This window comes from Streptomyces sp. NBC_01622, assembly GCF_045209635.1.
Taxonomy (GTDB): Bacteria; Actinomycetota; Actinomycetes; order Streptomycetales; family Streptomycetaceae; genus Streptomyces.
This window is the reverse complement of record NZ_CP109293.1, coordinates 8,993,522-9,005,516: the sequence shown is the minus strand read 5'-3', so window position 1 is coordinate 9,005,516 and position 11,995 is coordinate 8,993,522. Positions and strand designations below refer to the sequence as shown.

Sequence of the window (11,995 nt, the reverse complement as noted above, 5' to 3'; positions counted from 1 at the left end):
TCGGGCCTCGGTCCGTCGACGGTTGAACACGCAACCGGCATCGCTCCGAGGCGGCGCCTGCCCTCGCTTCGCCGACGCAAACACGGAGTGCGCCAGGTCACTCGCGCCGTAGGATCACCGACGACGTCACTGTCGGGGACCGTGGGGGGACGCCGTGGAACGACCGGACGACCGTGTGCCGTCGGCTTTGCGCTTCGGTACGGAGCTCGTCGCCTGGATCGGTGTGCCCTGGGCCCTCTCCGGACACTCGTGGCCGCTGGCCGTGCTGTCGCTGGTGGTGCTGATCGGACTGCCGAGCGTCTTCACCACTCCGGGTGACAAGGCGCACGTGGTCGTCGCCGTCCCGGGGTGGGTGACGATCCTCCTCGTACTGCTCCAGATCGCCGGCGCCCTGGTCGCCGCCTGGTGGATCATGCCGCTGTGGGCCGCGGTCCCGGTGTCCGTGCTCGCCGCCGCCACCCTGGTCACGGAACGTCCGCGCTGGACATGGCTGTTGACACTGCCGGCCCGTGCCACTACGTGACCGCGGACGTCGTGCGGCATGATGCGTGACGTGACCGGACGACTGATGCTCCTCGACACCGCCTCGCTCTACTTCCGCGCCTACTTCGGCGTCCCGGAGTCCGTGAAGGCACCGGACGGGACGCCGGTGAACGCCGTGCGCGGGCTGCTCGAATTCATCGACCGGCTGGTCAAGGACCACCGGCCCGACCAGCTGGTCGCGTGCATGGACGCGGACTGGCGGCCCCAGTGGCGGGTCGACCTGATCCCCACCTACAAGGCGCACCGCGTCGCCGAGGTGCGCGAGAGCGGCCCGGACGCGGAGGAGGTACCGGACACGCTCTCCCCGCAGGTCCCGATCATCGAGGCCGTCCTCGACGCGATCGGCATCGCACGCGTGGGCGTCGAGCCGTACGAGGCGGACGATGTGATCGGCACGTTCACGGCGCACGCCAAGGTCCCGGTCGACATCGTCACCGGCGACCGCGACCTGTACCAGCTCGTCGACGACGCCCGCGGCATCCGCGTCCTGTATCCGATCAAGGGGGTCGGCTCCCTCCAGCTCACCGACGAGGCGGTGCTGCGCGAGAAGTACGGTGTCGACGGCCGCGGTTACGTGGATCTGGCGCTGCTGCGCGGCGACCCCAGCGACGGTCTGCCGGGCGTGCCCGGGATCGGCGAGAAGACGGCGGCCAAGCTCCTCGCCGAGTTCGGTGACGTGGACGGGATCATGGCGGCGATCGACGACCCGAAGTCCAAGCTGACCCCCTCGCAGCGCAAGCGCCTCGACGAGTCGCGGCCCTATGTCGCGGTCGCGCCCAAGGTCGTACGGGTCGCGGACGACGTACCGCTGCCCGATGTCGACCCCGCCCTGCCGCGCGCCCCGCGTGATCCGGAGTTGGTGGGCGCACTGGCGGAACGCTGGGGACTGGGCGGATCATTGCAGCGACTGCTGACCACGCTGGGCGCGTAAGCATGGTTCCTGCCCTCGCTTTCTTGCCTTTTACAGAGAATGTAGTGCTAACTTAGGTAAGCCTAAGCATGGGAATTCGGGAGGCCGTCATGGCAGAACGTCCGGCACGGAAGCCGCGTAAGCCCCACTCCGCGCAGGTTGTCCGCACCGAACGGCTGAGCCCCCACATGCAGCGCGTGGTGCTCGGTGGCGAGGGTCTGGCCGAGTTCTCGGCGGACACCTGCACCGACCATTACGTGAAGCTGCTCTTCCCGGCCGGGGGTGCCACCTACCCCGAGCCCTTCGACATGGAGCGCATCCGCGCCGAGTTCCCGCGCGAGCAGTGGCCGGTGACCCGGACCTACACCGTGCGCGCCTGGGACGCCGAACACCTCGAACTCACCCTGGACTTCGTGATCCACGGCGACGAGGGCCTCGCCGGCCCGTGGGCCACCCGCGTTCAGCCGGGCGAGACCGTCCGCTTCATGGGCCCCGGTGGCGCCTACGCCCCCGACACCGACGCCGACTGGCATCTGCTCGCCGGAGACGAGAGCGCGCTGCCCGCGATCGCCCGCGCGCTGGAGTCGCTGCCCGAGGGCGTCACGGCACACGCCTTCGTGGAGATCTCCGGGCCCGAGGAGGAGCAGAAGATCGACTCGGACATCGAGGTCGTCTGGCTGCACCGCGGGGACCGTCCCGTCGGCGAGGCGCTCGTCGAGGCCGTACGAGCCCTGGAGTTCCCCGAGGGCCGCGTGCGCGCGTTCGTGCACGGCGAGGCGGCCTTCGTGAAGGACCTGCGGGCCCTGCTGCGGGTCGAGTCGGCGATTCCGCGCGAGGACCTGTCGATCTCCGGCTACTGGCGGCTCGGCCACAACGAGGACGGCTGGCAGGCCTCCAAGCGGGACTGGAACGCGAAGATCGAGGCCGAGCAGGAGGGTGTGACGGGGGCTACGTCCGCCGCGTAGCACCCACGTGAGGTTCCGAACGGGGCGGCGCTTCGAGGCACCGCCCCTTCGTCATGCGCGGGTCGCTCACACCGACCGCTGATAAGAGCGGAACGTGCGGATCGACAGCCACACCGCCACCACCGCGAGTCCCAGCAGCGCGCCGCCGCGGCTGAGTACGTCACCCCAGTCGGGATGCTCGGACATCGCCGAACGGCCCGCCACCATCGCCCAGTTGAGCGGGTTGAAGTCGGCGATGTGCCGCATCCACGAGGGCATCTGCGAGGGCGCCATGAAGGCGCTGGACAGGAATGTCAGCGGCAGCAGCAGGAAGGTGTTGATGCCGATGATCGACTCCCGCTCCTGCACCAGCATCCCGAGCGCGTTGGAGAGCGCCCCGAATATCGTGCCGAGCAGCACCGAGGCGACTATCAGGATCGCGATGCCGCCGACGCCTCCCGGGTAGTCGGCGCCGCCGAGGAGTCCGAGCAGCACGATGACCACCGACTGGAACGCGGTCACCAGGCCGTTGTTGACGACGTTGCCGTTCATCAGCGCGGCCCGGCTGACCGGAGTGGTCAGGAAGCGGTTGAGGGTGCCGCGCTGGATCTCCTCCAACGTGCCCATGCCCGCCCACATGTTGGAGCTGAGCGCGCTCATCACGACCACACCGGGGACGAGGTAGTCCAGATACGAGGTGGTGCCGAAGCCGCCGAGTTCGACGACCTTCTTGAAGAGGTTGCCGAAGAGGAACAGCCAGATCACCGGCTGGATGAGGGTGATGACCGCGAAGGCGGGCTGCCGTGCGAACACCCTGAGTTGACGCTGCGTCATGTACCAGGTCTGGGAGACGGCGGTGCTCATCGCGCACCTCCGGCGACGGCGACGGCAAGCTGCTCGGTGCTGTCCGCGTCGGCCTCGGAGTATCGGCGGCCGGCGTAGCGGAGATAGACGTCGTCGAGCGAGGGGCGGGCGACGGTCGCGGCGGCGACCCCGACGCCGACGCGCTCGAACGCCGCCAGCAGGACGGGCATCGCGGCTGCTCCGTCGTCGGCGCGGGCGCTGACCCGGCGTCCGTCGACCAGTACCTCGTGCACGCCGGGCAGTCCGACGAGGGCGCTCCTGAGCAGCGTACGACCGGCGTCGCCGACCGCTTCGCGCAGCTCCAAGTGGACGGCGTCGCCCCGGAGTTCGCCCTTGAGCGAGTCGGGGGTGCCTTCGACGACGACCCGGCCGCGGTCGACGATCGCGATGCGCTCGGCGAGCCGGTCGGCCTCTTCGAGGTAGTGCGTGGTGAGCAGGATGGTCAGCCCCTCCTCCCCCGCGAGCCGGCCGATCTCGTCCCACATCGCGGTGCGGGCCTCCGGGTCGAGGCCCGTGGTGGGCTCGTCCAGGAAGAGCACCTCGGGCCGGTGCACCAGACCGAGCGCCACGTCCAGGCGGCGGCGCATTCCGCCGGAGTAGCCCTTCACCGGGCGCCCGGCGGCGTCGGCGAGGGAGAAGCGGTCGAGGAGTTCGTCCACCCGTTGCGCGAGGGCGGCGCCCTTCAAGCCGTAGAGCCTGCCCTGGAGTTGGAGGTTCTCGCGGCCGGTCGCCGTCGGGTCGGCGCCCGAGTTCTGCGCGACCACGCCGATCGCGCGGCGTACCCGGTCCGGGTGGCGCAGCACGTCGTGTCCCGCGACGGTGGCCGTGCCGGAGTCGGGGCGGGCCAGGGTGGTGAGGATCTTGACGGTGGTGGACTTGCCGGCGCCGTTCGGCCCGAGGAGGCCGAAGACGGTGCCGGGTTCGACGGTGACGTCCATGCCGTTGAGGGCGGTGACGTCGCCGGGATAGGTCTTGATCAGTCGGTGTGCCGCTACTGCGGGCGCACGGGTACTGCCCATGACAGCTCTCCATGAATGAGCGGATGTGAGATGTGAAAGGTCACGACTGATCCGCGTGCAGAGCGCCGGGCTATCCTGGGTGTGCCGCACCTCGATTGCCTGGCTTGCCGCACGGCGGGTCGGTCTCGGGGTTCGTGACCCCGGCAGGGCTGCTGCAACAGTCCGGTCGGGGTCAGACTTCGCTAGGTGAACTCCGGTGGCTGTTCCCCCGTTTCGTGGAAGTGGCGCCAGCCTTCGACGCCGAGCGTCGAGCCCTTTCTGAGCTCCTCCAGCAGGCCGCGGACCCACTCGGTCTGCGCCTCGGTCATGTGCAGCTGGTACTCGACCTCGACGAGGAAGAGGCGGGGCACCGACTCGTAGAGCTTCTCCAGCGCCCCACGCTCGCCGGCCGCCTGCACCTCCAGGCTCTTCACCCGTTCCTCCAGCAGCGTCACCGCCTCGTCGGGGTGCAGGGCGCCCAGCAGTGAGAGGGCCGTCTCGAAGATGGGGAACTCCTTGACCGGGCGGGCCAGCAGCTCCGACAGCCACTCGGTCATCTCCTCGCGCCCGGCGCCGGTCAGGCCGTAGACCGTGCGCTCGGGGCGGTTTCCCTTGCGCTCTATGTCGGCGACCTCGACGAAGCCGTGCTTCTCCAGGTTCTGGACGACCGTGTAGAGCGAGCCGTAGTTGATCTTCGTGCTGGTGTCCTTGCCCTGGCGGCGCAGGGTCTGGGCGATCTCGTACGGATGCATGGGGCCCTGGCAGAGGGTCACCAGCACGGCGAGTGCCAGCGGATTGCTGAGCTTGCGACGCTTCGCGGCCACGGGGACCACCACCTCCACCCACACCTCGCATCCGAATATTCGTGATCGAACATATCGCGAGTCGCCGCGGAACGTCAATACACGATGTATCGCGATTTTGCGGCGAGGGCAAGAGCGTGAGGACTTGGGCCCGCCCTGGACACGGTCGCGTGACGCGTCCGAAACAGGCCGTCCCTAATTTCTGTCACCCGACAGGAATTCGCGCCGAAGGCAGGTGCCGCCGTGGCCACAACCACCCCCTCCGACGTACGCCCCGATCCGCCCCACTCCCCCGACGACGGCTCCCTCGCCGAGTTCGGCTACCGCCAGGAACTGCATCGCAGCCTCGGCCGGTACGCGTCGTTCGCGGCCGGGTTCTCCTTCATCTCCGTACTGACGACCGTCTTCCAGTTCTTCGCCTTCGGGTACGCGTTCGGCGGCCCGGTCTTCTTCTGGGCCTGGCCGATCGTGCTGGCAGGCCAGTTGCTGGTGGCCGCCTGCTTCGCGGAACTGGCCGCGCGCTACCCGATCTCGGGCGCGATCTACCAGTGGTCGTCCCGCCTCTCCAACGCGACCTTCGGCTGGTTCGCCGGCTGGATCATGGTGATCGGCCAGATCGTGGTCGTGGCGGCGGCGGCGCTCGCGCTCCAGATGGTGCTGCCGGCGATCTGGTCGGGCTTCCAACTGGTGGGCACCGATCCCACGCCCACCTCGCCGGACGGCGCGGCCAACGCGGCGGTCCTGGGCGTGATCCTGCTGGTCCTGACGACGGTGGTGAACATCCTCGACAACCGTGTGATGTCGGTGATCAACCGGGTCGGTGTGACGGCGGAAATCATCGGCGCGATCCTGATCGTCGTCCTCCTGCTGACCCACTCCAAGCGCACCCCGAGCATCACCTTCCACACCGGCGGCAGCCTGGAGAGCGGCCTGCTAGGCGCGCTGCTGGTCGGCTCGTTCACGGCGGCGTACGTGATGATCGGCTTCGACAGCGCGGGCGAGATGAGCGAGGAGACCCACAACCCCCGCCGCACCGCGCCCCGCACGATCCTCACCGCGCTCACCGCCGCAGGCCTGCTCGGCGGCCTGATCATCCTCGGCGGCCTGCTCGCCGCCCCCAGCCTGACCGACGGCCACCTGGGCGTCGACGGCCTCAGCTACGTCCTGACGAGCCGCCTCGGCGACGGCGTCGGCAAGGCCCTGCTGGCCGACGTGGTGGTGGCGATCGCGGTGGCGACCCTCGCCATCCAGACGGCGGCCTGCCGCATGCTCTTCTCCATGGCCCGCGACGGCCAACTCCCGTTCTCCGCCCGCCTGTCCAAGGTCAACCCCCGCACGGGCATGCCCAGCGCCCCCGCCCTGGTCGTAGGCGTCCTGGCAGCGGCCCTGCTCCTCCTCAACTTCGCCTCCCCGGACGCCTTCCTCGCCATCGGCACCACCTGCATCGTGATGCTGTACCTGGCCTACGCGATGGTCACGGGCCCCCTCCTGCTCCGCCGCCTGCGCGGCGAGTTCACAACAGAGGGCACGGACGAGACGGGCGCCCGACTGTTCTCGCTCGGCCGGTGGGGGGTACCGGTCAACGCCCTGGCGCTCCTCTACGGCCTCGTCATGACCGTCAACCTGGCGTGGCCGCGGGCCGCAGTGTACGACCCGGCGGGCGGGCACTGGTACTTCCAGTGGTTCACTGTGTTGTTCTTGCTGGTCACCGTAGGCCTCGGAGTCCTGTACCGGTGGGTGCGTGCACAACGCGTGCACTCTGTTGCGGAACCGGCTCCGGCTCTTCCAGAACCGACTCGATAGCCGCAGCGGTCGTGTCCTCGTCGGTCGGCCAGTAGCCGACGTACTTGTCGAGCGTGATCGAAGGCTTGGAATGCCCGAGGCGGACCTGGACGACCTTCACACTCTCCTTGTGCTTGATCAACGTCGTCGCGTAGAAGTCCCGGAGACTGTGCAGCGTGCACTTCTTCGGGACACGCACATCCGTCGCGGCTGCCATCAACAACTCGTCGGCGTCCGCCTTGATTTGCTTCCTGGTTCACGGTGTTGTTCTTGCTGGTCGCGGTGGGACTGGGGTGCGTGTACCGGTGGCTGGGGGCACATCGAGGGCGCGCTGCGGAGGAGGAGGTACCGCTGGCGGTGCCCGCAGAATCGGGGTGATCGCCGTCGCCGTGGGGTCCGCGTCCACCACCGGGGAACCTCAGCACCCACTTGATCGCGGCTGCCGTCGCCTCTTCGCCTGTCGGCCATAGCCCTGTTCAGGACACCCGCTGAGCCTCCGCCGTACGCAGCCACGAGTGTTCTCCCGCATCGTTCCAGGCTGCGTCCTGCGACGTCCTCCTCGTCCGAGCGCACCAGCCTGAAAGGTGAACCATGGTTCTCAGACGGATCCGCCCGGCCACGAGGACGTAGTAGAGATCCCTCGACACATGGTCCAGTTCTTCTGGGAACTCAACGGCTGTAGCGGAACCGACGCTTGACCACCGGCTGCGGAGCTGTCCTCGATCACCACCCGACAGCCGCCAACGTCGCAGCCGGTGAGCAGGTCCGCCGCCGTGAGGGACAGGGATGACATCCTGAAGGCCACCAGCGCGCTACGAGAATCCAGGACCACGCCGGGGGCGAGCACTGATGGCGATGGACATGAACACGTATCGCACTGGCCGTAAGGGGGCCGCTGACGCGGCCGAGCGGATGGCCGAGGCTCTGCGAACTCCGGCGCTGCACGGCATCACTGAAGGCCTCCGCACACCCCGGAGAGACGCTCGCGGACTCCTTGTTCGTCGACCGTCACCACCGCACCCTCATCTAATTCGAAGACCCGTCATGGGCGCACCGCGAGGCTGCAGTCATAAGCAGTCCTTGCGGATTAACCACAGTCCGGACTCCGGCACGCACCTTGGCTCCAGGCACAGGGGTGAGTTTCCACCTGGAAGCGATGGCGGCCAGTGCGAGAACTGCTTGCATCATGCCGAAATTGTCCCCGATGCATTTGCGCGGCCCTCCGCCGAAGGGAATGAAACTTGCCCTCTCCGCCTCGGTCCGCGGCGTTTCGTTCCAGCGGCTCGGGTCGAAGACGTACGGCGCGGAAAAATTTGTGGGCTGATGATGCATGAGGTAGGGACTACAGATAATCGTCGTACCCACCCCTATCTCGTAACCGCCCAAGTCTGTTTGGGCGGTGGTCACGCGAGTGAAAAGACTCCCAGGTGGGTAAAACCGTAGGGTTTCCGTGATTATTTTTCGGGTGTACGCCAGGTCCGCCAGGAAACTGACAGTAGCCGGCGCCCCGGCCAGCACGGCGTCCACTTCTCTATGCAATGCGACTTCGACGTCCGGCTGGGTGGCTATGAGATGTAGGGACCAGGCGAGTGTTGCGGCGGTGGATTCCATGCCGGCGAAGAAGAAGATCATTGCCTGGTCGACCACCTCGTCGTCCGTCAGCCTCTCCCCCTCTGGTGATGCCTCAAGGAGCGCCCCCAGGAGGTCCTTATAGGTAGTGCCCCCACTGCGACGCGTAAGGATGGCTGCGGTCAGCGTTTGGCGGAGGCGGGCTCGCGCAGCCCGGTAGCTCCGATTGCCAGGAGTGGGGAGTTTCGCCATGGACGGCGGCAGGAACATTCTTCGGTAACTGCCACGGGATAATGTTCCGAAGTCCCGAAGCATTGCAGAAAGCTCATTTTCGGTGAAAGTCTGGCCCAGTATCGAGGCGACGATGGTCCGCGCAGTGACCTCCTGCATCTCCGCGAGGACGTCGATGGTTTGTCCATCCACCCATCCGTTGATGGTCGAGTAGATCATCTCGGTCATCGTGTCGGCATATCGGGCTAGGCTTTCACGGTTGAAGACTGGCTGAATCAGGCGGCGTTGACGTCGATGGGATGAATGCGGGCACAAGGCCAGCCCATTGCCGAATCCCTCCCTGACGCGGTCATACAGCAGGCCGCCCTTGTCGAACACTTTATCGTCGAGCAGGACTTGACGTGTCAGTTGTGCGTCGCACACGACCAGGGCTGTCATAGGGCCGATTTGAACCCGCACCAGGGTGCCGTGCGAAGCCAGCGAGCTGAGGAACGATAGCGGGGAGCGCAGTAGGGACGGTGCGTGGCCAATCAGCGGAAAGGATCCTGGCGCCCGAGGAATGCTGGCCTGGTTGGTCATGTGTTCCTCCCTAGGATGTGGACGGTTGAGGTTCGGTCCTACCTGAACCAGAGGCCCGCGCCCCGGCTCCCTCCGCGCGCCGGCTGGGGCTCCCTGCGGCTGCGAGGGATCAGAGATGCACAGCGCGCGGCACGGGGGCGAAGCGTCGGCTCGTCTTGTGGAATTCCAGGCTTCCGCTCACCCAATTCCTGAGATTGGCGACGTATTTCTTTCCCTCCATGCTGAGGTAGGGGGAGATACGCTTCTCGGTGCGCAGAAACGTGGCCAGTTCGTCGTCGCGCCGCTTTCGGGTGTAGGTGATAGCCGCAGCGGTCTCGCATGCCTGTTCCTGTGCCACTGCGGTGATGAGGTTGGCAAGCGCCGAGTGGTCTCCCTGTTCTTTCCAGTAGGAGAACAGGTCATTGTCCCAGGCGATAATTCGGTTGGCGGACCGGGAGAGCTGCTCCACGTCCGGATGGGCGCGTTCTTCCTCAGGCAGGTGGTAGCGGTTGATCAGCGGTAAGAGCGCGAAGCAGGTAAGGCAGCCGGAAGCGGATTCACGCATCGTGATGTAGTCGTCCAGAGCTGGAGTATGTCCGGTGGCGCGGTACATGGTTTCCCACAGCTGCCCGTTGAGGTAGTCACGGACTGCTTCCGTCCAGCGGACGAGTTGGGCGGGCGTGGCGTGCTCGGCGATACGGCACCGCAGATCGAACAGAGCACGCGCATAGTTCTCTTCAGGCTCCTCGCCAGGCGCGAAGCCCGTCACGGACCGCTTGAGTCGCAGCGTCAGATGAGCCATGTCCCAGGCGTCGGCACCAGTGAAGGCTTCATCGCACACCCCGTCGTCAAAGGCGTATAGCCATACGTACCAGTCCCCGGCGAGCCGGAGGAGGTGGCGGTCCGTGTGCGGATTGGTGAGACCGAGCAGTGCCCCGATGTTGCAGTTCTCCAGCCACTGACGCCGTTCGACGGTCAGCAGCCCGTGCTCCTGCATCCACTGCACAGATGCGGCGAAGACGTCGCGAGCCCCGGCGTTCTCCCGTACCACAAAGGGTGTGGTCAGGCTGTCCTGAGTGCCACGGAGGTGAGCGTGAACGAGATCCATCACCCCGTCCCGCAAACCCTCTCCCGCGGCGGGGCGTGTGCACACGTCAATCGCGTTGTTGTCCATGCTGGCGCCTCTTTCTGGTCGGCTTCTCCCTCGCGAGGTGTGCGGTGCTGCCCTTCCGCGCACAGGCTCTTGAGGTAACCCCGGGAAACCCTCCGGACGGCGGCAGGTACACCCGGCAGACGGGCAGGCCAACGGCGAAGCCGGCGCGCAGTGCAGCAACATCGGCCACAGCGGATTCCCAGGCAGGAAGAAACATGCGGCCGCCACATCGCCTACGGATGTCCCCGATTCACACAGCAGAGTCAACCGGGAAGCTCGGCCTCAACAAGCCGGGCGGCGCGGTCAAGGCCGAGGTGAGACCGCCGTGGTGCGGCAGACGCCGGGGCAGCAGGTGGGGTCTTCGAATTCGTGAGGGGGGTGCCTCCCGTCGGTTCCGTCGGGTGGTTGCACAGCATGAGCGGAAGCGCTGGTTCGCTCGGTTCCGAAAGCCGAAGGCGTTACGTGCTACGACCTTGATGAGGCGGTTGTGGCCCACCAAAACGGCGTCGGTAATGCCAGTGGTCAGGTAGGTCTCGATGCCGTCCCACCACAGCTCGACGGCCTCGATGGGGGTGAGTCGTTCGGGCAGATGAGCATGGTCGCCGACGCGGGCGAAGAAGCGATGGCGGGCGGTGGGGATCGCGGAGCGGTCAGGGGTGACGTGCCTGCGAGTGACAGACAGGTCGAGGAGGTCGCACAAAGGTTCCCTGCCCTGCCGAGCCTCGCAGATCTGCCAGCCGTAGGTCATGTCCGTTTGCACTGTTGGCGTGCCCGCGTACGGGCGTGCTCCAAGAGGGCCGGGCCAGTGGCGGCCGCGGTGGGCTTTGACGGGACGAGTGGCACCACGAACTCCCCCTTCCTCGGTGGCGCGACCAGGACACGCCACCTTCGGCGGTACACCGACTATCACATCGCAGTTCGGTCGCGACCGGAAGTGGACACCATTGATTCAGGCATGAACGTGTTGCACTCACTTTTGAACGGTCGCGCGATCAGGACGCGCGCCCCTTCTGCGGTCGGGGTCTGAGCGGCGGCCGAGTTGAGCCAGAGACCGGAACAGCTCGGTACGCGCGCGTAGCGTCAATCGCCCTGCACGCGCGTGCAGGTGTGTCGTGCCAGCCGTCCGGATGAAGAAGGGCACGGCGCTTGGTGCCCTCCAAAGCGAAGCCGGTTTTCGTGGCCACCTGGCAGGACCCCTCGTTGCCGACGGCGTGGAGGAGTCGAGGCAGTGGACGCCGATCTCGACGAGGGCCCGGAGGGTCAGGATCGTCGTCGCACGCGGGGCGACACCCTGGCCCCGGGCCAACGGCGCGGTCCAGTAGGCGAGTTCGGCGCAGCCGTCGGCGAGCACGATGCTCCGCAGCGCCGAACGCCGCAGCAGCCGGTCGGTATCCGCGTCGGTGACGGCCCCCGGTCCTTTTGGACCATGTGGGCTCATCACCGTCCGCCAGGGCCGCAAGAGCAGGCTGTCACCAGCGGGCAGGGTGGGCTGTGGGCGCTGGTCAAGGGTTCCGGCGGACAGGACCGCACAGGTGAGGAAAGGCGTGGCCGACATCCTGCCAACGGAGCGCGGGCGGGCACACCCTTTTCCTACCGGCCTCGGTCCGTGGGAGTCCGGTATCCCACCGGCCCGAGAACAA

Annotated in this window: 11 protein-coding genes and 1 pseudogene; 4 read left to right on the top strand and 8 right to left on the bottom strand. The window is 67.2% G+C overall.

Going from position 1 to position 11,995, the window contains the following annotated elements; translation table 11 throughout:
• The first annotated feature begins 154 nt into the window (after positions 1–154).
• From OH768_RS41745 to OH768_RS41735, 3 genes are all read left to right on the top strand, one after another.
• Positions 155–523: a hypothetical protein gene (locus tag OH768_RS41745; RefSeq protein WP_400977720.1), complete on the top strand. Its 369-nt coding sequence runs from the start codon at positions 155–157 to the stop codon at positions 521–523.
• Between the two features lie 21 nt (positions 524–544).
• Positions 545–1,474 (top strand): 5'-3' exonuclease H3TH domain-containing protein, encoded by a 930-nt coding sequence (locus OH768_RS41740; protein WP_406465669.1) that lies wholly within the window; start codon positions 545–547, stop codon positions 1,472–1,474.
• An 89-nt stretch (positions 1,475–1,563) separates the two neighbouring features.
• Positions 1,564–2,418, top strand: a complete 855-nt coding sequence (locus OH768_RS41735) for a siderophore-interacting protein (protein WP_406461659.1) — start codon at positions 1,564–1,566, stop codon at positions 2,416–2,418.
• A 66-nt stretch (positions 2,419–2,484) separates the two neighbouring features.
• On the opposite strand, the gene OH768_RS41730 is transcribed toward OH768_RS41735, so the two are convergent.
• From OH768_RS41730 to OH768_RS41720, 3 genes are all read right to left on the bottom strand, one after another.
• On the bottom strand, positions 2,485–3,261 hold the full coding sequence (locus OH768_RS41730; protein ID WP_406461657.1) for an ABC transporter permease: 777 nt from the start codon (positions 3,259–3,261) through the stop codon (positions 2,485–2,487).
• Entirely contained in the window at positions 3,258–4,280 is a 1,023-nt protein-coding gene (locus OH768_RS41725) for an ATP-binding cassette domain-containing protein (RefSeq protein ID WP_406461656.1), read from the bottom strand. The genes OH768_RS41730 and OH768_RS41725 overlap by 4 nt, the downstream gene beginning before the upstream one ends.
• 182 nt (positions 4,281–4,462) lie before the next feature.
• Positions 4,463–5,083 carry a PadR family transcriptional regulator gene (locus tag OH768_RS41720; RefSeq protein WP_406461655.1) on the bottom strand — a complete coding sequence of 207 codons (621 nt, stop codon included), beginning with the start codon at positions 5,081–5,083 and terminating at the stop codon, positions 4,463–4,465.
• A gap of 222 nt (positions 5,084–5,305) precedes the next feature.
• Between OH768_RS41720 and OH768_RS41715 the strand changes: the two genes are divergently transcribed.
• Entirely contained in the window at positions 5,306–6,865 is a 1,560-nt protein-coding gene (locus OH768_RS41715; protein ID WP_406461654.1) for an amino acid permease, read from the top strand.
• On the opposite strand, the gene OH768_RS41710 is transcribed toward OH768_RS41715, so the two are convergent.
• The 5 genes and pseudogenes from OH768_RS41710 to OH768_RS41690 form a co-directional block, all read right to left on the bottom strand.
• The gene (locus OH768_RS41710; protein WP_406461653.1) at positions 6,768–7,061 is read right to left on the bottom strand and encodes a hypothetical protein; all 294 of its coding nucleotides are present in this window, start codon (positions 7,059–7,061) and stop codon (positions 6,768–6,770) included. The two genes, OH768_RS41715 and OH768_RS41710, sit on opposite strands and share 98 nt — an antisense overlap.
• Before the next feature lie 809 nt (positions 7,062–7,870).
• A complete protein-coding gene (locus OH768_RS41705) occupies positions 7,871–9,223 on the bottom strand; it encodes a cytochrome P450 (RefSeq protein WP_406461651.1) in 1,353 nt (450 codons plus the stop codon).
• Positions 9,224–9,332: 109 nt separating this feature from the next.
• On the bottom strand, positions 9,333–10,376 hold the full coding sequence (locus tag OH768_RS41700; RefSeq protein ID WP_406461650.1) for a hypothetical protein: 1,044 nt from the start codon (positions 10,374–10,376) through the stop codon (positions 9,333–9,335).
• A gap of 229 nt (positions 10,377–10,605) precedes the next feature.
• Positions 10,606–11,103: a transposase gene (locus tag OH768_RS41695; RefSeq protein ID WP_406461648.1), complete on the bottom strand. Its 498-nt coding sequence runs from the start codon at positions 11,101–11,103 to the stop codon at positions 10,606–10,608.
• A 222-nt stretch (positions 11,104–11,325) separates the two neighbouring features.
• Positions 11,326–11,910, bottom strand: a pseudogene (locus OH768_RS41690) (GNAT family N-acetyltransferase).
• Positions 11,911–11,995 lie beyond the last annotated feature (85 nt).